The 23,799-nt window shown below is 69.6% G+C and carries 20 protein-coding genes, 1 tRNA gene and 2 pseudogenes; 12 read left to right on the forward strand and 11 right to left on the reverse strand.

Annotated elements, in window-relative coordinates:
• Nucleotides 1-11 precede the first annotated feature (11 nt).
• From HNR02_RS31235 to HNR02_RS31250, 4 genes are read left to right on the forward strand one after another with little or no spacing between them, the layout of a single operon-like run.
• Nucleotides 12-491, forward strand: a complete 480-nt coding sequence (locus tag HNR02_RS31235; protein ID WP_179777218.1) for a nuclear transport factor 2 family protein — start codon at nucleotides 12-14, stop codon at nucleotides 489-491.
• Between the two features lie 21 nt (nucleotides 492-512).
• On the forward strand, nucleotides 513-1,679 hold the full coding sequence (locus HNR02_RS31240) for a hypothetical protein (RefSeq protein ID WP_179777219.1): 1,167 nt from the start codon (nucleotides 513-515) through the stop codon (nucleotides 1,677-1,679).
• Nucleotides 1,679-2,455 (forward strand): SDR family oxidoreductase, encoded by a 777-nt coding sequence (locus HNR02_RS31245; RefSeq protein WP_179777220.1) that lies wholly within the window; start codon nucleotides 1,679-1,681, stop codon nucleotides 2,453-2,455. Before HNR02_RS31240 ends, HNR02_RS31245 begins: the two co-directional genes overlap by 1 nt.
• Before the next feature lie 12 nt (nucleotides 2,456-2,467).
• A complete protein-coding gene (locus HNR02_RS31250) occupies nucleotides 2,468-3,604 on the forward strand; it encodes a sulfotransferase family protein (protein WP_179777221.1) in 1,137 nt (378 codons plus the stop codon).
• Here the strand turns inward: HNR02_RS31250 and HNR02_RS31255 are convergent.
• Entirely contained in the window at nucleotides 3,597-4,448 is an 852-nt protein-coding gene (locus HNR02_RS31255; RefSeq protein WP_179777222.1) for a helix-turn-helix transcriptional regulator, read from the reverse strand. The two genes, HNR02_RS31250 and HNR02_RS31255, sit on opposite strands and share 8 nt — an antisense overlap.
• Before the next feature lie 100 nt (nucleotides 4,449-4,548).
• Here HNR02_RS31255 and HNR02_RS31260 point away from each other — a divergent pair, with 100 nt between their 5' ends.
• Together HNR02_RS31260 and HNR02_RS31265 are read left to right on the forward strand one after the other, a co-directional pair.
• Nucleotides 4,549-5,268 carry an SDR family oxidoreductase gene (locus tag HNR02_RS31260; protein WP_179777223.1) on the forward strand — a complete coding sequence of 240 codons (720 nt, stop codon included), beginning with the start codon at nucleotides 4,549-4,551 and terminating at the stop codon, nucleotides 5,266-5,268.
• Between the two features lie 132 nt (nucleotides 5,269-5,400).
• Nucleotides 5,401-5,772: an STAS domain-containing protein gene (locus tag HNR02_RS31265; protein ID WP_179777224.1), complete on the forward strand. Its 372-nt coding sequence runs from the start codon at nucleotides 5,401-5,403 to the stop codon at nucleotides 5,770-5,772.
• A 16-nt stretch (nucleotides 5,773-5,788) separates the two neighbouring features.
• Here HNR02_RS31265 and HNR02_RS31270 read toward each other — a convergent pair whose 3' ends face one another.
• On the reverse strand, nucleotides 5,789-7,561 hold the full coding sequence (locus HNR02_RS31270; protein WP_179777225.1) for a bifunctional homocysteine S-methyltransferase/methylenetetrahydrofolate reductase: 1,773 nt from the start codon (nucleotides 7,559-7,561) through the stop codon (nucleotides 5,789-5,791).
• Nucleotides 7,562-7,833: 272 nt separating this feature from the next.
• Between HNR02_RS31270 and HNR02_RS31275 the strand changes: the two genes are divergently transcribed.
• Together HNR02_RS31275 and HNR02_RS31280 are read left to right on the forward strand one after the other, a co-directional pair.
• Nucleotides 7,834-7,907: transfer RNA gene (locus tag HNR02_RS31275), tRNA-Ile, on the forward strand.
• A gap of 107 nt (nucleotides 7,908-8,014) precedes the next feature.
• Nucleotides 8,015-8,194 (forward strand): hypothetical protein, encoded by a 180-nt coding sequence (locus tag HNR02_RS31280; RefSeq protein WP_179777226.1) that lies wholly within the window; start codon nucleotides 8,015-8,017, stop codon nucleotides 8,192-8,194.
• A 124-nt stretch (nucleotides 8,195-8,318) separates the two neighbouring features.
• On the opposite strand, the gene HNR02_RS31285 is transcribed toward HNR02_RS31280, so the two are convergent.
• Nucleotides 8,319-8,471, reverse strand: a complete 153-nt coding sequence (locus tag HNR02_RS31285; RefSeq protein ID WP_179777227.1) for a hypothetical protein — start codon at nucleotides 8,469-8,471, stop codon at nucleotides 8,319-8,321.
• Between the two features lie 259 nt (nucleotides 8,472-8,730).
• Here HNR02_RS31285 and HNR02_RS31290 point away from each other — a divergent pair, with 259 nt between their 5' ends.
• Nucleotides 8,731-8,937, forward strand: coding sequence for a hypothetical protein (locus HNR02_RS31290; protein WP_179777228.1), 207 nt, complete (start codon nucleotides 8,731-8,733; stop codon nucleotides 8,935-8,937).
• A gap of 21 nt (nucleotides 8,938-8,958) precedes the next feature.
• Here HNR02_RS31290 and HNR02_RS31295 read toward each other — a convergent pair.
• A pseudogene (locus HNR02_RS31295) lies at nucleotides 8,959-10,243 on the reverse strand (IS256 family transposase).
• A gap of 227 nt (nucleotides 10,244-10,470) precedes the next feature.
• Between HNR02_RS31295 and HNR02_RS31300 the strand changes: the two are divergent.
• Nucleotides 10,471-11,678, forward strand: a pseudogene (locus HNR02_RS31300) (IS110 family RNA-guided transposase).
• 187 nt (nucleotides 11,679-11,865) lie between these two features.
• Here the strand turns inward: HNR02_RS31300 and HNR02_RS36630 are convergent.
• Genes HNR02_RS36630 through HNR02_RS31325 form a run of 5 tightly spaced genes read right to left on the reverse strand, consistent with a single transcriptional unit; the run spans nucleotide 11,866 to nucleotide 18,533 of the window.
• A complete protein-coding gene (locus HNR02_RS36630; protein WP_179777229.1) occupies nucleotides 11,866-13,479 on the reverse strand; it encodes an amidohydrolase in 1,614 nt (537 codons plus the stop codon).
• 13 nt (nucleotides 13,480-13,492) lie between these two features.
• Nucleotides 13,493-14,815 (reverse strand): amidohydrolase family protein, encoded by a 1,323-nt coding sequence (locus tag HNR02_RS31310; RefSeq protein ID WP_179777230.1) that lies wholly within the window; start codon nucleotides 14,813-14,815, stop codon nucleotides 13,493-13,495.
• A gap of 5 nt (nucleotides 14,816-14,820) precedes the next feature.
• Entirely contained in the window at nucleotides 14,821-16,284 is a 1,464-nt protein-coding gene (locus HNR02_RS31315; RefSeq protein ID WP_312861232.1) for an NAD-dependent succinate-semialdehyde dehydrogenase, read from the reverse strand.
• Nucleotides 16,285-16,294: 10 nt separating this feature from the next.
• Nucleotides 16,295-17,548, reverse strand: coding sequence for a M24 family metallopeptidase (locus tag HNR02_RS31320; protein ID WP_179777231.1), 1,254 nt, complete (start codon nucleotides 17,546-17,548; stop codon nucleotides 16,295-16,297).
• Nucleotide 17,549: 1 nt separating this feature from the next.
• Complete coding sequence (locus HNR02_RS31325; protein ID WP_312861233.1) at nucleotides 17,550-18,533, reverse strand: NAD(P)-dependent oxidoreductase; 984 nt, start codon at nucleotides 18,531-18,533, stop codon at nucleotides 17,550-17,552.
• A gap of 163 nt (nucleotides 18,534-18,696) precedes the next feature.
• On the opposite strand from HNR02_RS31325, the gene HNR02_RS31330 reads away from it, so the two are divergent.
• Nucleotides 18,697-19,698 carry a LacI family DNA-binding transcriptional regulator gene (locus HNR02_RS31330; RefSeq protein WP_179777233.1) on the forward strand — a complete coding sequence of 334 codons (1,002 nt, stop codon included), beginning with the start codon at nucleotides 18,697-18,699 and terminating at the stop codon, nucleotides 19,696-19,698.
• Here the strand turns inward: HNR02_RS31330 and HNR02_RS31335 are convergent.
• Both HNR02_RS31335 and HNR02_RS31340 read right to left on the reverse strand, forming a co-directional pair.
• On the reverse strand, nucleotides 19,695-20,963 hold the full coding sequence (locus tag HNR02_RS31335; RefSeq protein WP_179777234.1) for a dihydrolipoamide acetyltransferase family protein: 1,269 nt from the start codon (nucleotides 20,961-20,963) through the stop codon (nucleotides 19,695-19,697). The genes HNR02_RS31330 and HNR02_RS31335 overlap by 4 nt on opposite strands.
• Before the next feature lie 26 nt (nucleotides 20,964-20,989).
• Nucleotides 20,990-23,170 (reverse strand): alpha-ketoacid dehydrogenase subunit alpha/beta, encoded by a 2,181-nt coding sequence (locus tag HNR02_RS31340; protein ID WP_179777235.1) that lies wholly within the window; start codon nucleotides 23,168-23,170, stop codon nucleotides 20,990-20,992.
• A 114-nt stretch (nucleotides 23,171-23,284) separates the two neighbouring features.
• On the opposite strand from HNR02_RS31340, the gene HNR02_RS31345 reads away from it, so the two are divergent.
• Nucleotides 23,285-23,788 (forward strand): VOC family protein, encoded by a 504-nt coding sequence (locus tag HNR02_RS31345; RefSeq protein WP_179777236.1) that lies wholly within the window; start codon nucleotides 23,285-23,287, stop codon nucleotides 23,786-23,788.
• Nucleotides 23,789-23,799: the final 11 nt, after the last annotated feature.

Here is a 23,799-nt window from a genome sequence, read left to right on the forward strand (position 1 = left end):
ATGCTGGTGCGATGGACCTTGCCGCGATCGAGGAGATCCGCCGGACCAAGCACGCCTACCTGCGCTGCGTCGACCTCAAACGGTGGGACGAGATCGGCGCGCTCTTCACCTCCGACGCCACCGCCGACTACGGAACCCCCACCTACGGCGATCCGATCCGCCTCGACGGCCGCGCCGCGATCGTGGACTTCCTGCGGAAACGGCTGGGCCCGGAGATCATCACCGTGCACCTGGCCACCCAGCCGGAAATCGACGTCGACGGCGACACCGCGACCGGGACGTGGGCGTTCCAGGACCAGGTGATCGCCACCGAGCACCAGGTCGCGATCATCGGCGCCGCCTTCTACGAGGACCGCTACCGCCGCGAGGCCGACGGAGTCTGGCGCATCACGCACACCGGCTACGTCCGCACCTACGAGGCGATGCTCTCGCTGACCGACTTGAAGAGCTTCCAGCTCACCGCGAACCGGTGGGCCGTTCCGTCCGCTTAGAACTCGTTCTAGGAGTCGCCGGTGCTCACGCAACCGTTCGCCGAAGCCCTCGCGGAGGCGGAGAAGATCATCACCGAGGCGCCGCACGTCGCCTGTGAGCAGGACCTCGTGGAGGGCCTGGACTACCTCGCGGGCACCATCCGCGCCTCGATGCAGATGGCCTGGGCCTACGAACGGGACTTCCCGTTCTTCGTCCGCTCCACCGGCCCGTTCACGAAGATGGGCCTGGACAACCCGGACACGCTCTACTTCCACACGTTTCTGCGTGACGACGCCGAGTACGTCGTCACCGGTGAGCGTGGCACCACCGCCGATCTGAGCTTTCAGGTACTCAACGGCAACTACTCCCCCGTCGAGGTGCCGGACAGCCTCACCGCGTTCGACGACCGCGCCTTCGACATCGACGACGACGGCCGGTTCGAGATCCGCTTCGGCCCGGGACCGTCCGGCAGGAACCGCTTTCGGCTCGGGCCCGGCTCGGCGATGCTGATCGTGCGCGAGGTGTTCAGCGACTGGACGACCGAACGCCCCGGCATGATCCGCATCCGGCGCGCCGGCGCCGAGGGCGGCGCGCCCCCACCGCTGACGCGGGACGTGCTGGCCAAACGATACGGCGTGGCGGGCAAGATGCTGCTGTCGCGGCTGAACACCTTCCTCGCCTTCCCGAAGTGGTTCTACCTCGACCTGCCGGTCAACACGATGACCGAACCACGCGCCACGCCGGGCGGGCTGAGCACGCAGTTCTCCTCCGTCGGGCACTACGACCTCGACGACGACCAGGCGATGATCGTGACGGTGCCGCGCTGCGCCGACGCGCCCTACCAGGGCTTCCAGCTGGGCAGCCTGTGGTACGTCTCGCTGGAGTACGCCCACCACCAGACGAGCCTGACCGCCGATCAGGCGCGGACCGATCCGGACGGGAAGATGCGGTTCGTCGTCAGCGAGCGCGATCCCGGGGTGGCGAACTGGCTGGAACGCACCGGCCACCGGCGCGGGTACCTGCAGATCCGCTGGCAGCGGCTCTCCCGTGACCTCAAGCCGGAGGACGGCCCGGAGGTGGAGATCGTGCCGGTGGGTGAGCTGCCGGAGAAACTGGAGTACTACGAGCACGCGAAGGTGACCCCCGCGGAGTGGTCCGCCCGGCTCGCGGCCCGGCAGGCCGCCACGGCAGCGAGGATGCTGGCCTGATGTTGTTGCGCGACAAGGTGGTCGTGGTGTCCGGTGTCGGCCCCGGGCTGGGCCGGTCGATCGCGGTGGAGAGCGCGCGGGCGGGCGCGGACGTGGTGCTGGCCGCGCGCACCGAGTCCCGCCTGGCGGAGGTGGCCAGGGAGATCGACGAGCTGGGCCGCCGGACGATCTCCGTGCCCGCGGACATCACCAGCGAGGCCGGCGCGCAGCGGATCGTCGAGACCACTGTGGACACCTTCGGCCGGGTGGACGCGCTGGTGCACAACGCGTTCGCGATCCCGCCGATGACCAATCTGGCGAAGGTCGAGCTGGACGGCGTGCGCGCCGGGTTCGAGGCCAGCTCGATCGCGGCGCTGCGGCTGACCCGGCTGTTCCTGCCCGCGCTGGAGACCGCGGGCGGCAACGTCGTGATGATCAACTCGGCGGTGCTGCGACATTCGCGGCAGCCCTACGGCCCGTACAAGATGGCGAAGGCGAGCCTGCTCGCGCTGGCGCAGAGCCTGGCGAGCGAGCTGGGCCCGCGCGGCATCCGGGTCAACACGGTCGCGCCCGGCTACATCTGGGCCGATTCGCTCAAGTGGTATTTCGGTTACCTCGCCGAGAAACGCGGCATCACCCGGGACGAGGTCTACGCCGAGACGGCGGCGCCGATCGACCTGCGGCGGCTGCCCGAGCCCGACGAGATCGCCGACGCCGTGATCTTCCTGGCCTCGCCGATGGCGCGGGCGATCACCGGGCAGTGCCTGGACGTCAACTGCGGCGAGTACCACCACTGAGGAGGCTTTTCGATGAGCACCGGGCGCGACAGTGTCGGCACGGTCGGCGACCTGCACGAATCGGCGACCCGGTTCTGCGGGTTGTCCGACTTCGGCGGCGACGAGTACCGCGAGGGCCTGGCCGTGTTGCTGGAGTCCTACGCGCGCGACGCCGGTCTGACACCGTTCGGCAACAAGATCAAGCGCGCGTTCCTGCGGCAGGCACTGGTGGCGCGGTTGCTCAGCGAGGCCGCGTGGAAACGCTTCCCGTCGTACGCGGACGTGCCGATCGAGCGGCCGATCTTCGTCACCGGCCTGCCCCGCACCGGCACCACCGCGCTGCACCGGCTGCTGACCGCGGACCCGGCGCACCAGGGCCTGGAGGTGTGGCTGACCGAGGTGCCGCAGCCGCGTCCGCCACGGCAGACGTGGGCGGAGGACCCGGTGTTCCAGGGCATTCAGGCCGGGTACGAGAAGCACCACGTCGAGCATCCGGAGTTCCTCGGGGTGCACCACAGCTCGGCCGAGCAGGTCGAGGAGTGCTGGCAGCTGCTGCGGCAGTCGGCGAAGTCGGTGTCCTACGAGTGCCTGGCCCACCTGCCGACGTACTCACAGTGGCTGGCGGCGCAGGACTGGACGGACGCCTACGCCCGGCACCGGCGCAACCTCCAGCTGATCGGAATGCCGGACGCGGACAAGCGGTGGGTACTCAAGAACCCGTCGCACCTGTTCGCGCTGGACGCGCTGCTGGAGGTCTACCCCGACGCGCTGATCATCCAGACGCACCGCGCCCCGGAAACGATCATCGCGTCGGTGTGCAGCCTGAACCAGCAAGCTTCGGCCGGGTGGTCCACGGTCTTCGAGGGCACGGTGGTCGGCCGCACGCAACTGGAACTGTGGTCCCGCGGGGCGGCGTCGTTCCGCCGGGAACGCGCCAAGCACGACCCGGCACAGTTCTTCGACGTCGACTACTCCGATTTCGTGGCCGACCCGCTCGGCGTGGTGGCGAAGGTGTACGACCACTTCGGACTGCTCCTTTCCGACGCTGCGCTGGATTCGATGCGCGCGGTGTACGAGGAAAGCACGAAGGGCGCCGGAAAGCCGAGACACCGCTACACGCTGGAGGAGTTCGGCCTGACGGCCGGACAGGTGCGGGAGCGCTTCAGCTAGGTCCCGCCGTGTCGAACCGTTCGCTGCCCACCACGCCGAGCAGTTGCAGCTTCTCCGCCGCCTCCGTGCGCGGCGCGGCCGTGAGCACCAGCAGCGCCTGCGACTGGTCCTCGGTGAACAGCACCTGGCAGTCCACCTCGATCTCGCCCAGCTGGGGATGCACGAGAACCTTGTGGTCGGCGAAGCGTTTCGCGACCTCGTGGCGCTCCCACAGCTCCGCGAACTCGGGACTCACCTTCGTCAGCACGCGCACCAGCTCGCCCGCGCGCGACCGCGGGCCCATCGAGCCGTGCGCGGCGCGGAGGTTCGCCACGAGCGCGCGGCTCTGGCGGTCGCGGTCGTGCTCGGGGTAGATCAGGCGCTCGGCCGGATCGGTGAACCAGCGGTAGATCTCGCTGCGCGCCCAGCCGGTCAGGTGCGACCGGTCGCCGTAGAGGGCCTGCGCCATCCCGTTCTGCACGAGCGTTTCGCCGAGGTTCGACAGGATCAGCGCGGGCGTGTCCGACAGCCGGTCGAGCACGCGCTGCAAGGCGGGCGCCACGTGGGTGGTGGCGACCACGGCGGTGGGGGCGTTGCGGCCGGCGACGCGGAACAGGTAGTCCCGCTCGTCGCCGGTCAGGCGCAGCGCGCGGGCGAGGGCGGCCAGCATCTGCTCACTCGGCTGCGGGCCGCGCTGCTGCTCGAGGCGGGTGTAGTAGTCGGCCGACATCGCCGCCAGGGCGGCGACCTCTTCCCGCCGCAGACCGGTCGCGCGGCGGCGCGGCCCGGCGGGCAGGCCGACGTCCTCGGGTCGCAGCTGCTCCCGGTGGCGGCGCAGGAACGCCGCCAGCTCCACACGGTCCATGCCTCCAGTATCCGCGCCCGCGTCACGCGAACCAGGGATTCCCGATCCCCCGATGAGTGATCTCTGGTGTGGCCGCCGTCCGGCTACGCAGACTCGGGGCATGGACATCAGCGGAAACACCATCTTCATCCCCGGAGCCACCAGCGGCATCGGCCTCGCGCTCGCGCTTCGGTTGCGGGCCAAGGGCAACACCGTCGTCATCGGTGGCCGCCGCACCGAGCTGCTCGGCTCACTCGCCGCCGAGCACGGGTTCGACACCGTGCGCATCGACACCGCCGACGCCGAGAGCATCCGCACCGCCTCCGCCGAGGTGATCCGCAGGCACCCGGACCTCAATGTGCTCATCGCGATGGCGGGCATCATGCGCGTCGAGGACTGGCACCACCCGGAGGGCTTCCTGGCCTCGGCCGAGGAGATCGTGACCACGAACCTGCTCGGCCCGATCCGGCTCGTGGCCGCGTTCGTCGAGCATCTGCGCACGCGCCCGGACGCGACGATCGTGACGGTGTCCTCGGGTCTGGCCTTCGCCCCGCTGGCGGCCACCCCGAGCTACAACGCGAGCAAGGCCGCGATCCACATGCTCAGCGAGTCGCTGCGACTGCAGCTCGCGGACACCTCGGTCAAGGTCGTCGAGCTGGTCCCGCCGTCGGTGCAGACCGCGCTGCTGCCCGGCCAGGAGGACAGCGACTTCGCCATGCCGCTGGACGATTTCGCCGACGAGGTGATCACGCTCTTCGACACCCAGGCGGAGGCCAGGGAGATCCAGGTGGAGAACGTGAAGTTCCTCCGCTACGGCGAGGCTCGCGGGGACTACGACTAGGTCGTGGCCACGCTCAACGCCGCCGACCCGCACGGCAAGGACTAGCCGACCTCTCTCGCCGGTGGTCCCGCGCGGGGAACCCCCGACTTGAGCGAGGGGGCGGTACCGAGGCCGCGGGGGCAGAATGTGGGCATGAGCACCGAGGTGTCGGGAGCCGACGAGCAGCCGGTCCCGCCCGTCGCGGGCGGCGATCTGCGGCTGGTCGTGTCCGCCGAAGGCAGCGCGGTGATCGTCACCGCCACCGGCGAACTCGACGCGGCCACGTCTCCCCGGTTCCGGCAGGTGACCGAGCACGCCCTGGACGCGGAGGCCGCGCCGCTGGTGATCGACCTGTCCGGGTTGACGTTCCTCGCCTCGGCCGGCCTGGATGCGCTCGTGTCGCTCGCGAACCGGGACAGACCGTTCCGGCTGGTCGTCGGCCCGTCGATCCGCCGCCCCCTCGAAATGACCAGGCTCGACCAGCTGCTCGACGTCTACCCCTCCCTCGACGCCGCGCTCGGCTGATTCCGGCACCAGCCGCTCAGGCCGGTGACCTCTGCTGTCCCAGCAGGGATTCGATCTCGCCGGTGAGGTCGTCGGCGACCACGACCGCGCCGCGCACCAGGTCCCGTGCGCGTTCGAGCAGTTCCGCGGCGAGCCCGAGCCCCACCTCGGCCTGCTGCTCGCCCGCCGATTCCAGCGCGGACAGCGTCTGCGGCGGGATGGTCACGTCCGGCACCTCGTAGGCGAGGTACTCTGCCTCCGCGTACCCGCTCAGCGGTGCGATCGCGACGAGCACCGGAACGTCCACGCCGGACAGTTCGGACAGCATCCGGGTCAGGCCGCCCAGTTCGTAGACGGGGCGGGTGATCAGGAACTGCGCACCGGCGGCGAGTTTCGCGCGGGTCCGGGCCAGTTCGGCGTCGGCGTCCTCGGCGCCGGGGTTGACGCGGGCACCGATGTGGAAGGACGTGCGGGTGGCCAGCGTCAGCCCGGTGTGGTCGCGGCCGGCGTTGAGTCCGGCGAGCAGCCCGATCAGGCCGGTCGAGTCGACCTCCCACACCCCGTCCGCGCCGGGGTAGTCGCCCAGCGGCGCCGGGGTCCCGGTCTCGCACACCACGGTCCGCAGGCCGAACGCGTGCGCCCCGAGGAGGTCGGCCTGCAGCGCCGCGAGGGAGCGGTCCCAGGCGGTGACGGTGGTGATCGTGTCCACGCCCGTCTCGCGCTCCAGGTGCAGGGCGTCGCCGAAGTGCCCGCGGACCAGCACCAGGTCGGCCCCGGTGGCGCGGATCAGCTCGGCGTCCGCCGGTCCGCCACGGGGCGTGATCTGCGCGGCGAGGACGAACCCGGGCCGCGCCAGCCGCCGCGCCAGCGGGCTCTGCGGCGGGGCCGGGCGCGGTTTCGGCACGGCCGTGACCGGGCGGGATTGGCGCGGTCGCAGGTCGGCGAGGCGCGCCACTACCTCGCGGATGTGACCGGGGGTCGTGCCGCAGCAGCCGCCGATCATGGCGGCACCGTGTTCGGCGTAGCGGCGGGCGTAGCGGCCGAAGTGCGACCGGGCGACGGGGTAGGTGAACCGGCGGCCGGTGCGGCGCGGCATGCCCGCGTTGGGGTGCACCCCGACGGGCAGGTCGACGGCGTCCTTGAGTTCGTCGAGCACGGTGAGCATGTGCTGGGGCCCGAGGGTGCAGTTGGCGCCGACCGCGGTGACCGGCAGGGCCGACACCGCCTTCGCGACCTCGCGCGGGGTCTCGCCGCCCGGTGTCAGGCAGTCGGCGGTGAAACTCGCCTGGGCGACGATCGGGAGGTCGGTGAGCTCCGCGGCCACCTCGACGGCCTCGACCAGCTCGTCGAGGAAGCCGAAGGTTTCCAGCACGAGCAGGTCCACACCGCCGTCGACGAGGGCCGTGACCTGCTCACGCACCACGTCGAGCCGCTCGTCCACCCGGACCGCGGCCCGCTGGCCGGGGCTGACCGCGGGCGAAACCGCCCCGGCGACGAAGATCGTCCGGTGCGTCCCGCGACGGGCCTGACGCGCCAGCCGCACGGCCGCGAGATTGATGTCCCGGACGCTCACGGAGCACCCGTGTTCCGCCAGCCGCAACCGGTTCGCGCCGAAGGTGTTCGTGAGCAGCACGTCCGCGCCGGCGGCCACGTAGCTTTCGTGGATCGTGCTGACCAGCTCGGGGTTGGAGAGGTTGAGCTCCGGCAGGGCCCGGTCCAGCGAGTTGCCCGCGGCGTGCAGCACCGTGCCCATCGCCCCGTCGAACACCAGAACCCGCTCGGACAACTGCTCAGCGAACCGACCTCGCACAAACCCTCCCGGCGCCGCAGTTCCGGGCGTGCACGTGCACGAGGACCCGGCCGGCGCCGCACCCCCACCAAAGCACCACGCCGCCCGCCATGCTCCCCATCCTAGGCACGAAAACGCACCTACCGGCCGGTTCGATACCGCAGGTGCACCACTGATGCACTACCGCACGGCCGTTCGGGTGAGGCGCCCACCACCCGACCGCCGAAGCTCGTGCGCTATGTTGTCGTTCACCCTCCGTGGGTGCGGGTGCTGTTCCTTCGCGCGCCCGCCTGGGGCCGGTAGCTCAGCTGGTTAGAGCAGGGGACTCATAATCCCTTGGCCGCGGGTTCGAGCCCCGCCCGGCCCACCGGTTCTGACCAGGCGTTATGGCTTGATGCTCGATCATTTTGTCGCGGCTTGTCCATGACTCTGTCCATTGACACGTTCCGCGGGCCCCGACCCACGCTTGCGTTCATGAGCGAGCCGGCAGCCAAGGGCGACAACCGCAAGCGCGGCAACATCCGCCAGCGCGGCAAGTCCCTTCAGGTCCGCGTCTACGCCGGCATCGACCCGATGATCGGGCGGCAGAGCTCCTCACTGAGACGGTCAAGGGCACCGACAAAGCCGCACCCCGCCAGGCGCAGAAAGTCATGACACGCTTGCAGGCTCAGGTCGACCGCCAGCGCGGCCCCGACTCCTCGGTCACGCTGTCCTACGCGATCGACGAGTGGCTCAAGACCGCCGACATCGAGGCCACCATCCGGCACGGGTACGTGGGCTACATCAACCGCACGATCAAACCCGCCTCGGCAAGATCGCGGTCAACAAAATCACGGCCCGCTCCCTCGAAACCTTCTACGCCGAACTCCGCCGATGCCGCCTCCGCTGCGACGGCCGCCCCTACGTCGAGCACAAGCTCGAGGGTGACCATGACTGCAAGGTCGCCAAGTGCAAGCCGCACAAGTGCAGCGGCATGGCCAACTCCAGCGTGCGTCAGATCCACTCGATCATCAGCGGCGTCCTCAACGCCGCCCTCCGCTGGGAGTGGATCAGCACGAACCCGGCGCAGATCGCCCAGCGCGCGCCAGACAGCTCCACCGCCCGCCCCGCCCTCACCCGCCGACGCCGCCCGTCTCGTCGAGAAGGCCTTCGCGCTCGACGAAGACTGGGGAGCCCTCGTCTGGCTGGTCATGACCACCGGCATCCGCCGCAGCTACACGAAGCTCCGCGGCGTGGGCCAGGAGAAGGACACCAAGACCCACCAGATGCGCCGCATCGCCCTCGACACCGAAACGATCGTGCTCCTGCGCGAGCATAAGGCCCGCATGCAGCAACGCTGCCACGAACTCGGCGCCGGATGGTCGGAGAACTCGTTCGTCTTCGGGACTATCTCGTGATCGGTGTTTCTGGCGGTTTGGTTAGTAGGTTTCGGCGGCCGGCCAGCGGTCACCGAAGGTGATGGCGAAGGCATTGAGTACGGGTTTCCAGCGCATCGTCCATCGGGCGCGGCCTGTGCCGGTGGGGTCCAGGCTGCGAGTCACAAGATACAGACACTTCAGCGCGGCCTGCTCGGTCGGGAAGTGGCCACGGGCCCGCACCGCCCGCCGATATCGGGCGTTCAGGGATTCGATCGCGTTGGTCGAGCAGATCATCCTCCTGATCTCGACGTCATAGTCGAGGAACGGCACGAACTCGGTCCAGGCGTTGCGCCATAACCGGATCAGTGCCGGGTATTTCGCGGACCACCGGTCGTCCAGTTCCTCTAGCGCGGTCTCCGCCGCTGCGGCGCTGGGTGCCTCATACATGGCTTTGAGGTCCCGTTTGAGCGCGTCGGTGTATTTCCGCGAAGTAAGCCGGAACGAATTGCGGATTAGGTGGATGATGCAGGTTTGCACGATCGCGGCCGGCCAGACTTGTTCCACCACCTCGGGCAGGCCTTTCAAGCCGTCGCAGACGAGGAAGAACACGTCGGCCACGCCGCGGTTTTTCAGGTCGACCAGGACGCTCATCCAGAATTTGGCGCCCTCGCCGCCGCTTCCGGCCCACAGGCCGAGCACGTCCTTGCGGCCGTCCACGGTGACGCCGATGGCGGCGTAGAAGGGCCGGTTGGCCACCTGGCCGTCGCGGACCTTGACCACGATCGCGTCGATGAACACCGCGGCGTAGACGACGTCGAGCGGACGGCTGGCCCAGTCCTGCATCTCCGCCACCACCTTATCGGTGATCCGGGAGATCGTTTCCTTGCTCACCGAGGCACTGTAGATCTCGGCGAAATGCGCCGAGATTTCCCCGGTGGTCATACCCTTCGCATACAGTGACAGCACGATCTCGTCCACATCGGTGAGCCGGCGTTGCCTCTTCTTCACAATCTGCGGCTCAAACGTCGATTCCCGATCCCGCGGAACCTCGGTCTCCACCTCGCCGGCCGCGTCCGAGAGCACCGTCTTCTTCCGTGCACCGTTACGCACATTCGTCGAATCACGACCGCGCTCAGCACGGTTCTTTTCGTGGCCGAGGTGTTCGGTCATCTCCTCGTTCAGCGCGGTTTCCAACACGTTCTTGGTGAACAACTTCAACAGCCCGTTCGGGCCGGTCAGCCCCCAGCCCCCGCTGCCGGGCCTCGGCCACCATCGCCGCCGCAGCCGCCTGCTCCGGCGACAACGGCTTCTCACTCTTACGTGGAGTCACAGCCCCAGATGTCATCCTTACCCTGGTCGTAGGTGTCCGGAAGCTGCCCATAGGCTCTCCGGCACCCAGGGGTGCCGGGTATGGCTTTGATGTCACCGCCGCCGATGGCCTTGAGTGATTGGCCGCCCGGCACCCCGCGACGACTCGACCGCTAATTGGGATGCGCGACGTGGATCGCTGTGTAAGGACGCGACGGCGAAGTCGTCTGTTGGGCCGTGACCGCGACATCATCCGAGTAGGAGGTGGCCGTGCCCGAGCTCTGGGCCGGAATCGACGCAGGCAAATCGCATCACCATTGCGTCGTGGTGGACGCCGACGGGAAACGACGGCTGTCCCGGCGAGTCGCCAACGACGAGACGGCGCTGTTGGAACTCCTCGCCGACGTTGCCGAACTCTCCGGCGAAGGCACCGCAACCTGGGCGATCGATCTCAACGGCGGAGGCGCGGCGTTGCTGCTGGCGCTGCTGGTCAACCACGATCAGCGCTTGCTCTACATTCCCGGCCGCACCGTCTACCACGCGGCAGCCAGCTACCGCGGAGACGGCAAGACCGATGCCAAGGACGCCGCGATCATCGCAGACCAGGCCCGCATGCGGCGCGACCTGCAACCGTTGAGGCCAGGCGACGAAATCAGTGTGGACCTGCGGATCCTGACCTCTCGCCGCACCGACCTGATCTGCGATCGCACCCGAACGATCAACCGTCTGCGAGCCCAACTGCTCGACTATTTCCCTGCTCTCGAGCGGGCTTTCGATTACAGTGCCAGCAAAGCCGCGCTCACCCTGCTTACCGGTTACCAAACTCCTGACGCGCTGCGCCGAATCGGGCAGTCCCGCCTGGAAACGTGTGCGCAACCGGAAAGTCCGCAACGCCGCTGCCGTCGCGGCAATCGCGATCGAGGCCGCCGCGGCGCAACACACGGCCTTGCCCGGCCAACGGCTCGCCGCCGACATGGTCATACGGCTGGCGAAGGCGGTGATCGCTCTCAACGAGGAAATCGCCGAGATCGACACCCTTATCGAGAGGCGGTTCCGCCAGCACCGACACGCCGAGATCATCCTGAGCCTCCCCGGATTCGGCCCCCTGCTCGGTGCGGAGTTCCTTGCCGCAACCGGAGGGGACATGACGCTGTTCGGAACCGCCAACCGCCAACCGCCTCGCCGGCGTCGCCGGGCTCGCGCCCACACCCCGCGATTCCGGACGGGTCAGCGGAAACCTGCACCGGCCACGCCGCTACGATCGGCGCCTGCTGCGAGCCCTCTACCTCTCGGCGCTGGCCAGCATCCGCTGGTGCGACGCATCCAAGACCTACTACGACCGCAAGAGGGCCGAAGGGAAACGGCACACCCAGGCCGTCATCGCGCTCGCACGCCGGCGACTCAACGTCCTCTGGGCCATGCTGCGCGACAACACGCGATACCACGTCGAACCCGCAGCGCTTGCGGCTTGACAACATCATTGGGAATCACTCACAGTGCCCATCCCGCCGGACCTCAGCCCCGCGTGTCGGGCCAGAAACACCGATCTTGAAACAGGCCCCTCCGAGGCACGCGTGCCGGGGTCTTTGGTCAGATCCGGCGCCGGATGGAACCTGATCGCGAGCTGTGCACCAGGCCGCACGTGCGGGCCGTTGCGGGTCACCCCACGACCCCCGTCGAATGCACGACCTTCCCGCCGACCACGGTCAGCTCCGCCGTGATCGCGGGTATCCGCGCGGCCGGCACCGTGAAGTAGTCGTCGCTGAGGACGGCGAGATCGGCTCTGGCGCCGGGACGCAGGTGACCACGGTCTGCCTCCTCGAAGCTCAGCCACGCACTTCCGGCCGTGTAGGCTTCGAGCGCCCGCTCGCGGCTGAACAGGTGCTGCGCGGAGCGGCGCCGCACCCCGTCCAGCGAGGTGCCGGCGACCAGCCACCACAAGGACAGCCAGGGACTGTACGACGAAGCGCGGCTCGCGTCCGTTCCCGCGGCCACGGGGATCCCTTCGGCGAGGATGTCGGCGACCGGCGGGACCGCGTCCAACGAGCCCGGCCCCCACGCCGCTTCCGACGCCGCGGCCTTGAACACCTGGTGGTCGTCGAGCACGATCCCCGCGCCCAGAGCCTTGAGCCGGCGCAGGTTCCGAGCGCCGACCCGGTCCGCGTGCGACAGGGTGAACCGCAGCCCGTGCAAGGGGATGAGCTGGTCGACCGCCTCCCAGCAGTCGAGGATCACGTCGATCGAGGAATCCAGGACGGCGTGGATGTTCATCGGCCAGCCACGCGCGGCCGTGGCGTAGGTGATGTCGTAGAGCTGAGCGGCGGCCGGCTCACTTATCCGGAAGTCTTCCAGGCCCTCGAAGTCGTGGCAGCCGAAGTGGACGACCTCGCCGATACCGAGCACCTGCAGCATCCCATCCCCGAACCGGGACCGCGCGTGCCGCAACCAGCCGTCGAGCTGAGCCTGTTCCTGCCCCGGGTCGACCGCGGACAGGAACAACCGCGTGCGCATCGACAGTTCACCACGGCGCCACAACGTGAACAGCGGGTCGTAGCGCTCCGGGCCCATCCCGAAACCACCCGCGTCCACGATCCCGGTGAGGCCAGCGGCATGCAGGTCGGCGAACATCGCGGCGGTGGAGCGCAGCTGCTCGTCGGCGCCGGGAACGGCCATCGCATCGAGGCAATGGGTGAAGGCACCCATCCCGTGCACCCGCCCGGTCGGCTCCCCGGTCGCCGGATCACGCTCCACCCAGCCGCCCGGCGGATCGCCGGCCAGACGGTCCAGGCCGGTCGCGCGCAGCGCGGCCGAGTTGAGCACCGCTACCTCGTACAGGGCCTGCAGGTACACGGGATGGTCGGGGGCGATGGCGTCGAGCTCCGCCCGGGTGGGTTCGCGGGACTCGGCGAACTGACAGGGGTGCCAACCGCCGATCGCCCGGACCCACTCCCCCGGGGGACGGTCGCGCACGGCCGTCTCGATCGTGACGAGTGCGCTCGCCACGTCGGGCACCCCGGTCCAGTGCAGCTCGGCCGTCCAGGTCGCACCCGCCCGTGCGGCGTGCAGGTGCCCGTCGATGAGGCCGGGGATCACCCGGCGGCCCCGCAGATCCACCACACGCGTGCCGGGACCGGCGCACTCCCCCGCCTCCTCGCCGCAGGCGAGCACCCGCCCGTCGCGGACGGCGAGCGCCCCGGCCTCTCGTCCCCGGCCGGTCCAGATCCGGCCGTTGACGTAGAGCTCGTCGGCGGCGTTCTTCGTGGAGTCAGCCACGTGACCTTCTTCCTTACAGAGACCGGTTCTTCAGCAGATCGTCCCGGGAGGAGCGGACCCGCTCGCGCAGCACGGGCAGGTCGTGCCGCAGCATCCGCCCACCCGCCTTCACCTGCTCGCCCGCGACGAACACGGCTTCCACGTTCTGGCTGTCGGCGAGGGTGATGGCGGCGGGCAGGTGGTTGACCAGGAACAGGTTCGGCAGCTCGACGTCGAGCAGGATCAGGTCGGCCTCTTTCCCTGGGGTGATCGAGCCGATCCGGTCGTCGAGTCCGAGTGCGCGAGCGCCTTCGATCGTGGCCATGCGCACGACGTCCGCCGCGGTGATGGTCAGCTCCGGCAGAACCTCGCCCCGGCTCAGCGCGAGGTGGTTCTGCCAGCCCCGCTCGGCTTCAAGCGTCCCGCGCATCTCGGCGAACAGGCTCCCGCCGACGCCGGACACCACGTCCACGCTCAGGCTCGGCTCGAGCCCCGCCGCGCGCACCCGGCCGGTCGCGGGATAGCCGTGCCCCATCTGCATCTCCACCCTGGGTGACAGGGAGACGTGGCCGCCCGAGTCGGCGATCATGCCCAGTTCCTCGTCCGTGCAGGTGTTGCAGTGCACGAAGACCAGATCGGGGCCCAGCAGGCCACGGCGGTGCAGGTCGGTGACCGAACGGACCTGGCCCAGGAGCCCCACTCCAACGTGCGTGGACAGGCGGACGTCCAGTTCCCTGGCCAGCTCCAGGTCGGTCACGGCTTCCTCGACCGGGCCGAACTCCGGGCCGAGGCTGGCGATCGCGAAGGTCAGCAGCGAGTCCTTCGACGGGAAATAGCGTTCGGCGACCCGGACGACGTCCGAGCGGTACCAGCCGGCCTGCGGTGACCAGGGATTGCCGTAGCCGAAGACGGCCCGGACACCGGACTCCGCGAGCCCGTGCACCGCCTCGTCGGCGTGCTCGGGAGTCCGGATGATGTGCGACCAGTCCATGATCGTGGTGATGCCCGAGTCCAGCGCCTCGATCGCGCCGAGCAGGTCGGCGACGTACACGTCGTCCGGGGTGAACCGCGGTCCGAGCTCGAGCAGCATCTGCTCGACGTACTGCCCGAGCGTCCAGTCCGCGGCGATCTGCCGGACGGCGGCTTGCCACAGGTGCCGGTGCGTGTCGACCAGACCGGGCAGCACGATGCGGTTCTCCGCGTCGACGATCCTGGCGTCGGTCACCTCGAGTTCCGGGGCGACCGCCCGGATGACGCCGTCCTCGATGAGTACGTCGCCTCGGGGCAGAGTACCGATGGCGGGGTCCACGCTGAAGACGATGCCGCCGGTGATGAGGGTTCTCGTTCTCGTGGTCATGGCTCTCACCACTCGACCGCGATGTACTTGGATTCGGTGAACTCGAGCATGCCCTCGTGCCCGCCCTCGCGACCGATCCCGCTTTGCTTCGTGCCGCCGAAGGGCGCGGCCGGATCCGAGACCACCCCGCGGTTCAGCCCGACCATGCCGGAGTCCAGAGCTTCGGCGACCCGCAGCCCCCGCGCGAGGTCTGCGGTGCAGACGTAGGACACCAGCCCGTATTCGGTGTCGTTCGCCAGCTCCACCGCCTCCGCTTCCCGGTCGAACGCGACCACCGGCGCGACCGGCCCGAAGATCTCCTGCGTCAGCACGGGCGCACCCGGCGGGACATCGGCGAGCACCGTCGGCGGGTAGAAGTGCCCCGGCCCGTCCACGGAAGAGCCGGGAGTGACGACGGTCGCGCCCATCGCCACCGTTCGCGCCACCAGGTCCGCCACCTTGTCCCGCGATTCGGCGTTGACCAGCGGGCCAAGTGCCACACCTTCCTCGAGTCCGTGCCCCATCCGCAGTTCGCCCATCCTCGCCGCGAGCAGCGCGGTGAACTCCTCGGCCACCGGACGTTCGACGTAGAACCGGTTGGCCGCCGTGCACGCCTCCCCGCCGTTGCGCATCTTCGCGACCATCGCGATGTCCACCGCGGCCTCGAGGTCGGCGTCGGCGAACACGAGGAACGGCGCGTTGCCGCCCAATTCCATGGACGAACTGACCACGGTCTCACCCGCGCCGGCCAGGAGCCGCCTGCCGACCTCGGTCGAGCCGGTGAACGACACCTTCCGCACCCGGGGGTCGTCCATCATCGCGCGCACGACGACCCCGGATCGGGCCGAGGGCAGCACGTTCACCACGCCCGCCGGCACGCCGGCTTCGGTGAGGATTCCGGCGATCGCGAGCGCCGCCAGCGGAGTTTCACTGGCAGGCTTGAGCACCACGGTGCAGCCCGCGGCGAGCGCGGGGCCGATCTTGCGCGTCGCCATCGCGGCCGGGAAGTTCCACGGGGTGACCAGCACGCACACGCCGATCGGTTGCCGCAGCACGAGAATCCGGTTGGCCCCGGACGGTGCCGTCTGGACGGTGCCGAGCCCGCGCACCGCCTCTTCCGAGTACCACCGGAAGAACTCCGCGGCGTAGGCGACCTCACCGCGGGCATCCGCCAGCGTCTTGCCGTTCTCCAGCACGATCAACGCGGCGAGGCCGTCCGCGCGTTCGGTCATCAGCTCGAAGGCGCGGCGCAGGATTTCGGCTCGCTCCCTCGGGGCGGTCGCCGCCCAGCCCGGCCCGGCCTGGTGCGCCGCGGTGACGGCGTCGAGCCCGTCGTTCACGGACGCGCTCGCGACCGAGGCGATCTCCTGCTCCGTGGCCGGGTCGGCGACGGAGATGCGGGCACCGTCCGAGGCAGGCCGCCAAGCGCCGCCGATGAACAACTCGGCCGGCACCGCCTTCACGATCCCGTCGAGGTCGATGGTCTTCACGGCACTCCTGTCAGTACTCGTTGGCGATGAACAGTTCCTGCGCGGGGAACTTGGTGATCACGTGCGCGCCCTGCTCGGTCACGACGACCTCCTCCTCGATCCGTGCCGCGGAGAACCCGTCGGCGGCCGGACAGTAGGTCTCGAGCGCGAACACCATTCCCGGCTGGATCTCGACCGGGTTGCTCAGGCTGTTGAGCCGGGAGATGATCGGCCGCTCGTGGAGGCCGAGCCCGAGCCCGTGGCCGAACTGCAGACCGAAGGCCGCCATCTCGTTCGCGAACCCGAACTCGGTGGCGGCCGGCCACACGCGGGCGACCTCGTCCGTCCCGACGCCCGGGCCCACGACCTCGATGGCGGCGTCCATCCACTCGCGAGCCCTGGTGTAGGCGTCACGCTGGGCCGCGGTGGCGCTGCCGACGCTGAACGTGCGGTAGTAGCAGGTCCGGTACCCGTTGTAGGACTGGATGATGTCGAAGAACGCCTGGTCGCCAGGGCGGATGAGGCGGTCGGAGAAGTTGTGCGGGTGTGGGTTGCAGCGCTCCCCGGAGACCGCGTTGATCGCCTCGACCTGATCCGAGCCCATCTCGTACAGCCGCTTGTTGGCCAGCGCGACGATCTCGTTTTCCCGGATGCCGGGCTTGAGCACCTCCACGATGTCCTGGTAGACGCCATCGACCATCGCGGCGGCCTGGGTGAGCAGGGTGATCTCGTCAGCCGACTTGATCTGCCGCGCGTCCAGCATCAGCTGCTGCGCGTCGAGCACCCGCAACCCTTGCCGCTGCATTTCGAACAGGAAGGGCGGCTCCACGATGTCCACGCCCACCGGCTGGTCCGCCAGTCCGGCGTCGGTGAGCATGCCCTTGATCTCCCGGACCGCGGACTCCATCAGGCCCGCGCTCGGCGCGATCGCCCCGCGCAGGCCCAGCATTCCGGCCCGCGAGTTCTCGGGCAGGAGCCACGGTGAGTACAGCTGGTGGTGTCTGGCGGCAGAGCCGAAGTCCCACAGCACCGGCTCTCCGCCGCGGGTCAGCAGCGCGTACCGGGTCATCTTGTCGCCGAGCGCGCCGCCGATCCACGTCTGTGTCACGTACCGGATGTTGTAGAAGTCGAACAGCAGGAAGGCACCGCACTCGGACGACTCCAGTGCCGCCCTGGCCCGGCCGATGCGGTAGTCGCGCAGCCGTCCGAAGTCGACCCGCTGTTCGAAGTCCACCGCGCCGTGGCCCGGCGCGGGCAAGGGGCGCGCGCTCACGACGGCGGTCATCTCAACCCTCCAGCCCGTCGTCGACGGTCGCGTGCTCGGACTTGAGCTCGATCCCGGACCGCCGCGCCTGCTCCAGGAGCAGCTCGGCGAAGTCGTTCTCCCGCGAGCCCCCTCCGATGGCCTCGCACACCAGCTGTGCGGCCGCGGCGGCGACCGGCATCGGCGCCTCCAGTTCCCGGGCCGCCTCGAGGCCCAGGTCGAAGTCCTTGCGCAGCAACGGCATGGTGAACGTGGGAGTGAAGTCCAGGTTCACCAGTGCGGGTGTCTTGTACCGGCTGAACACCGACCCCATCACCGAGTTGTTCAGGAACTCGAGGAACGCCTCGCGGCTGGTACCACCCTTCTCGGCCAGCACGGTGATCTCCGCGAGGGACTGGGTCACCACGCCGAGGAACACGTTGTGGGCGATCTTGACCAGGCGTGCCACCTCTCCTTCGCCGACGTAGGTCACGCCCCGGCCGAGCACCTCCAGCAACGGGCGGGCGGCGTCGAACGCCTCGCGCGGCCCGGAGACGGCGAGCGTCAGCTTGCCCGATTTGACGACCTTGGGGTTGCCGCTCACCGGGGCGGCCAGGAAGTCGGTGTCGCGGCCGGCCGCCGCGGCGCGGGCTTCGGCCGAGGCCCCGGTCGACACCGTGGACGAGTCCACGATCAGCCCCGGTGCCGCGTCGGCCCGGCTGAGCACGCCGTTCTCGCCGGTGGTCACCGCCGCCAGGTCCGCCGAGGCGGACACCATCACGAAGACCACGTCCTTGTCGGCCAGGTCCGCAGGACTGTCCACAACGGAGGCGCCGAGTTCGGTCAACGGCTCGGCCTTGGCCCGGGTGCGGTTGTAGACAGCCACGTCGTGGCCGGCCTCGAGCAGCCGGGCGGCCAGCTGGAAGCCCATCCGACCGGTGCCGATCCACCCGATCGTCGGGCGCTCGGTGGCGCGGTAGCCCATGTTTCGTCCTCTCGACGATGTCGATTGATTCCGGGTTCGCACCCGGTCGCGGCGCGGCCAGCAGGCGGATTCCTGAGCATCACGCGACAGCGTCCACAACCGGTTGCATCAGAGCTTGGCGATGCCTGCGGACCTTGTCAAGCTTGTCCGGGAAATTGCCTGGCCCTGACCGTGCGACCGGTTGCACAGCACGTACCATGAGCGCATGGACAAGCCGCCCACGATCGCCGATGTCGCCAAACTCGCCGGAGTGCACAAGGCGACTGCGTCCCGAGCCCTCAACCCGCGAACCAGCGGCCAGGTCAACCCGGCGACGGCACGGCGGGTGCTGACGGCGGCGAAACGGCTGCGCTACCAGCCGAACACCGTGGCGCGCAGCCTCAGCACGAACCGCTCGGCCACGGTCGGCGTCCTCATCCCCGACCTCACCAACCCGTTGTTCCCGCTGGTGGTCCGAGGTATCGAGGACGCGCTGGGCAGCCAGGGCTACACCGCGCTGCTGGCGAACACCGACAACGCCCCGGAGCGCGCCGAAGCCCAGTTCGACGCGCTGCTGTCCCGGCGCGTGGACGGGTTCCTGATCGCCACCGCACGCCGCGAGGACCCCTTGCTGACGCGCGCGCACGAGCAGGGCATCCCGGTCGTGCTCGTGAACCGGTCTACCGACGTTCCGCTGTTCCCGGCCGTGCTCGGAGACGACGTCGCCGGGATGGCCGCGGTGGTCGACCACCTGACGGAGCTGGGCCATCGACACCTCGCGCACCTGGCCGGGCCGGCCGGCTTGTCGACGGGGTCGCTACGGGCGCGCGCCTTCCGGCAGTGCGCCGGTGACGAGGCGCCGATACTGACGTGCGCGTCCTACACGGAGGAAGCGGGCCTCGAAGCCACGCACCGGTTGCTCGAGGAGCACCCCGGCACCACCGGCATCGTCGCCGGCAACGACATGATCGCCCTGGGCGTGTTGCAGGGCCTGCGCGAACACGGCCTCGACTGCCCGCGGGAGGTGTCCCTCGTCGGGTTCAACGACATGCGTTTCGTGGACAAGCTGGTGCCGCCGCTGACCACGGTGCACGTGCCGCATCACCGGCTCGGCGCGGAAGCGGCCCAGCTGCTGCTGGAGCAGCTGGACCGCCCCGACCCCACCCCGAAGACGGTGTCGCTTCCGCTGCACCTGGTGGTACGCGGATCGACGGCACCGCCGCGTTAGGCGAGAAGCCGCAACGGTTCCTCGAGAACGCGTACCAATGCCGCCATCCAGCGGGCGGCAAGCGCGCCATCGATGGCGCGGTGATCCACCGACAGCACGAGTGACACCTGAGTCGCGACGCCGACGGCTCCGTCGACCACGACCGGGATCTCGGCGGCGGCTCCGACGGCCAGGATCGCCGCATGTGGGGGGTTGATGATGGCCGAGAACTCGTCCACGCCGTACATGCCGAGGTTCGTCACGCTGATCGAGCCGCCCTCGAGATCGCTTTGACGCAGGCTCCCCTCGTCGGCGGCCCGGGCGAAACTGCGCACCTGCGCCGCGATCGCGCTCGGCGCGGCCTTGCCTACGTCGCGCAACACCGGGGTGACGAGCCCCCGCTCCGACGCGATGGCGACGGCGATGTCGACCGAGTCGAACTGCCGGAGCGCGTCTTCGGTCCACACGACGTTCGCCTCGGGGACCTCCTGGTGGGCCACCGCGACCGCACGCAGCACCAGGTCGTTGACCGAGATCTTGTGCGGCGACACCTCGTTGAGCCGCTGCCGCAGCGTCAGCAGCTCGTCCACCCGCGCGGCGCGTTTGAGGTAGAAGTGCGGGACCGTCCGCTTGCTCTCGGTGAGCCGGGCGGCGACCGCACGCCGCAGCCGGGAGTGCGGGATCTCCTGGAATCCGCCCCCGGCCGCCGGTTGGGCGGTCGCGCCGGCCGGGGACGGAGCGGTGGGTGCCGGCAGCGTGGCGTTCTGCCGCCGTGCGACGGCGATCGCCTGCGCGACGTCCCGGCGGGTGATCCGACCGTTCGGGCCGGTGCCCGGTACCTGCTCGGGGGTCAAGCCGGCTTCCTTGAGCAGTTTGCGGGCCAGCGGGCTGATGAAGATGCGCCGCGTGTTCTCGGCCGGGACGGGTTCCGGTGCCGGAGCGGGCGTGGGTTCCGGGACGTCACGCCGGGCCGGGGCGGGCGCCGGCGCGGGGGCGTCCGCGACGCCGAGATCGGCCAGTACGCGGTCGAGGTCAGCGACCTCCTCCCCGTCGGCCCCCAGCACCGCCATCGGGGAACCGACCTCGACCGACGAGCCACCCGGCACGAGCGCGCGCAGGATCGTCGCATCCTCTTCGGCCGCGAGCTCGACCGACGCCTTGTCGGTCTCGATCACCGCGATCGGATCGCCCGCCCGGAAGGGGTCGTTCTCCTTCACGAGCCACTCGGACAGCACGGCTTCGGTCGCACCGGCCGCGACTTCGGGCATACGCAGCAGCGTCGCCATGGTTTGGGCTCCTCGTTCTCTGGACGTCAGTGGGCGGCGATGTCGCGCAAGGCGGTGACGACTTCCTCGGTGCGCGCGATCGCCGCGCGCTCGAGGACCTTGCTGATGCTCGGCGAAGCCTCCCCGCCGGTGACGCGCTCGATCGGCGCGTCGAGCCAGTCGAACAGGCGACGCTGGATCTCGTCGGCCAGCCAGCCACCGTAGGACATGCCGCGGGCACCCTGCTCGACGATCAGCACCCGGTTGGTCTTGCGCACGCTGCGCTCGATCGTGTCCCAGTCCAGGCTGGCGTGGTCCAGCCAGCGCAGGTCGATCAGGTCGGCCTGCAGCTGCGGCACCTGGTCGAGCGCTTCGAGGCAGTGGCCGACCATGGACAAGTAGGAGATCACGGTCAGGTCACCGCCCTCGCGGCGCAACGCCGCTTTCCCGACGGGTATCCGGTAGTCCACATCGGATACCGGTCCGGTTCCGGTCGTGGTGTAGAGGTCGACGTGCTCGAGCACGACGACCGGGTCCTCGCAGGCGATCGCGGTGTTGAACAAGCCGACGTAGTCGAACGGGTTGGACGGTGCGACCACACGCAGCCCCGGAGCCGTCACGAGCACACCGGCGGGATCGTTCGTGTGCTGCGAGCCGTACCCGGTGCCGGCCGCGAGCTTCGTCCGCAGCACGAACGGCACCGGACTTTCGCCACCGAACATGTGGCGCGCCTTGGCGACCTGGTTGAACAGCTGGTCGGCCGCCACCCACATGAAGTCCGCGTACATGTACTCCACAACCGGCCGGAACCGCCCGTCCAGGGCAAGCCCGCCGCCAAGCCCGGTGAACGCGTTCTCGCTGATCGGAGTGCCCAGCACCCGGCCGGGTGCGACTTCGATGGCATCGCGGGTGGCGCCGTTGGTTCCGCCCTTGAGCCGGTGCACGTCCTCGCCCAGCACGACGACCCGCTCGTCGGTCTCGAGCCGGCTGGCGAGCACCTCGCTCACCACGTCGATGAACCGGCGTTCCCCGAGCTCGCCCGAGAACGTGTCGGCCTCCTCGTACCGGCTTCCCGCCAGCTCGCTGAGATCGCCACGTACTCCGACGTCGACAAAACCGGGGTCCGGCCACGCGGACGCCTTGATCCGCCGCTGCCCCGGCTTGCCGTCCGGCACGGGTTCGAGCAGCGAGTCCCCGATCTCGCGCAGGGCGGCGGTGGCCTCCTCACGGAACGCCGCCACCTCCTCCGATGTGGACAGTTCGCGCCGGATAACCTGTGCCCGCAGCAGATCCACCGGGTCGCGATCGCGCCAGGCCTGCTCCTCGGCCTTGTCGCGGTAACCGAAGGCGCTGCCCGGGTACGGCCCGTTCTGGTGGAAGTACCGGTACACGTCGGCTTCCACGATCGTCGGACCGTTCCCGGTGCGCATATGCGCCAGCGCCTCGGTCATCGCCAGGTGCACCGCCAGTGGATCCATCCCGTCCACTCGCCAGCTCGGGATCCCGAACCCCGGGCCACGGCCGGAGAGCCGTGCTTCCCCGGTCGCCTCGGCCACCGAGGTCGAGACGGCGTACTGGTTGTTCTCGATGAAGAAGCACACGGGCAGCCGCCACGCCGCGGCGAGGTTGAACGTTTCCAGAACCGATCCGATGTTCACCGCCCCGTCGCCGAAGTAGGTGACCGTGACGGCATCGGTGCCCGCGCGGCTTTGGTTGAAGGCGAAGCCCGCCGCCTGCGGGACACCGCCGCCGACGATCGCGTTGGTGCCCATCGCGCCCGCCTCCCGCCAGCGGAGGTGCATCGAGCCACCCCTGCCGCGGCAGTACCCCTCGGCCAGCCCGCAGATCTCGGCGAGCGTGCGGCGCAGCACCGTGCGCACTTCGTCGTCCAGTTCGGGCAGCACCCCGGACTTGCGGGACATCACGTGCCCGAACGCCTTCGCGAGGAACTGGTGGTGTCCGCGGTGCGAGCCGTTGACGTAGTCGTCACTGCGCAGCGCCACGATCGAGCCGACCGCACCGCCCTCCTGGCCGACGCTCGAATGCGCCGGCCCGTGCACGAGCCCCTGCCCGGCCAGTTCCAGCACGTACTCCTCGAACGTCCGGATCCACAGTGCCTGGCCCAGCATCCGCAGCAGCAGATCCGGATCCGCGCTGTCCCAGTCCTCGGGTGACGTGGCGAGGTGAACCCACGGGGCGGCGGCGGCCAGGTTCTCACGGGTGGGCATCAAGGCTCCTCTGAAGATGAACTCCCGCCAAATGGATCCAACTGGCGGCTACATCCCGTACTATGCGCGCTAGCTACCGTAAATGCAAGCTAGATTGGATCCATTGGAGGCGCTGTGCCTGTCCCCGGCCTAGCGGGTGTCGATCACATCGGGATCACCGTTCCCGACCTCGACCAGGCCCGCGAGTTCTTCGTCGACGTTCTCGGGTGCGAATACCTGTACACCTTGGGCCCCCTGCGCGACGACCACGGCAACTGGATGCGGGACCATCTCGACGTGCACGAACGGGCCGTCGTGCCGCGCCTGCACTTCTACCGGCTCGGCGGGCGGTCGATCCTCGAGGTGTTCGAGTACCACGCGCCCGATCAGCGTCCGGAGCCACCGCGCAACAGCGACATCGGCGGTCATCACCTGGCGTTCTACGTGGATGACCTCGATGCGGCCGTCGCCGATCTCCGCCATCGCGGCCTGCGCGTACTGGGTGAGCCGACCTCCAGCGCCGGTCCCCACGAGGGGCAACGCTGGGTGTACTTCCTGTCGCCGTGGGGTCTGCAGTGTGAGCTAGTGTCCTACCCACACGGCAAGGCCTTCGACCGCAACCCGGAAGCCTTCGCATGACGGAAGGAGCC

The sequence above is a fragment of the Amycolatopsis endophytica genome (assembly GCF_013410405.1).
In the GTDB taxonomy this organism is placed as follows: Bacteria; Actinomycetota; Actinomycetes; order Mycobacteriales; family Pseudonocardiaceae; genus Amycolatopsis_E; species Amycolatopsis_E endophytica.